The 1,504-nt window shown below is 53.9% G+C and carries 1 rRNA gene; it reads right to left on the bottom strand.

Features of this window, described 5'->3' with window-relative positions:
• Nucleotides 1-39 precede the first annotated feature (39 nt).
• A 16S ribosomal RNA gene (locus CAG58_RS01790) occupies nucleotides 40-1,504 on the bottom strand; the annotation flags it as partial.

Genomic DNA, 1,504 nt, shown 5'->3' with positions numbered 1-1,504 from the left:
TCAATCTGTGTGAACACTCATCAATGCACAATCTTTACGTAAGGAGGTGATCCAGCGCCAGGTTCCCCTAGCGCTACCTTGTTACGACTTCACCCCAGTCATGAACCACAAAGTGGCAAGCGTCCTCCCGAAGGTTAAACTACCTGCTTCTTTTGCAGCCCACTCCCATGGTGTGACGGGCGGTGTGTACAAGGCCCGGGAACGTATTCACCGTGGCATTCTGATCCACGATTACTAGCGATTCCGACTTCATGGAGTCGAGTTGCAGACTCCAATCCGGACTACGACGCACTTTTTGGGATTCGCTCACTATCGCTAGCTTGCAGCCCTCTGTATGCGCCATTGTAGCACGTGTGTAGCCCTACTCGTAAGGGCCATGATGACTTGACGTCGTCCCCACCTTCCTCCGGTTTATCACCGGCAGTCTCCCTGGAGTTCCCGACATTACTCGCTGGCAAACAAGGATAAGGGTTGCGCTCGTTGCGGGACTTAACCCAACATTTCACAACACGAGCTGACGACAGCCATGCAGCACCTGTCTTACAGTTCCCGAAGGCACTCCCGCGTCTCCGCAGGATCCTGTAGATGTCAAGAGTAGGTAAGGTTCTTCGCGTTGCATCGAATTAAACCACATGCTCCACCGCTTGTGCGGGCCCCCGTCAATTCATTTGAGTTTTAATCTTGCGACCGTACTCCCCAGGCGGTCTACTTAACGCGTTAGCTCCGAAAGCCACGGCTCAAGGCCACAACCTCCAAGTAGACATCGTTTACAGCGTGGACTACCAGGGTATCTAATCCTGTTTGCTCCCCACGCTTTCGCATCTGAGTGTCAGTATCTGTCCAGGGGGCCGCCTTCGCCACCGGTATTCCTTCAGATCTCTACGCATTTCACCGCTACACCTGAAATTCTACCCCCCTCTACAGTACTCTAGCCTGCCAGTTTCAAATGCAACTCCGAGGTTGAGCCCCGGGCTTTCACATCTGACTTAACAAACCACCTGCATGCGCTTTACGCCCAGTAATTCCGATTAACGCTCGCACCCTCCGTATTACCGCGGCTGCTGGCACGGAGTTAGCCGGTGCTTCTTCTGTCGCTAACGTCAAAGAATACCGCTATTAACGATACCCCCTTCCTCACGACTGAAAGTACTTTACAACCCGAAGGCCTTCTTCATACACGCGGCATGGCTGCATCAGGCTTGCGCCCATTGTGCAATATTCCCCACTGCTGCCTCCCGTAGGAGTCTGGACCGTGTCTCAGTTCCAGTGTGGCTGATCATCCTCTCAGACCAGCTAGGGATCGTCGCCTTGGTGAGCCATTACCTCACCAACTAGCTAATCCCACCTGGGCATATCCTGACGCGAGAGGCCCGAAGGTCCCCCTCTTTGGCCCGTAGGCATCATGCGGTATTAGCCATCGTTTCCAATGGTTATCCCCCACATCAGGGCAATTTCCCAGGCATTACTCACCCGTCCGCCGCTCGTCAGCAAAGAAAGCAAGCTT

The organism is Vibrio sp. V31_P5A7T61, from assembly GCF_009904895.1.
Lineage (GTDB): Bacteria > Pseudomonadota > Gammaproteobacteria > Enterobacterales > Vibrionaceae > Vibrio > Vibrio metschnikovii.
This window is presented reverse-complemented; position numbering and strand designations above follow the sequence as displayed.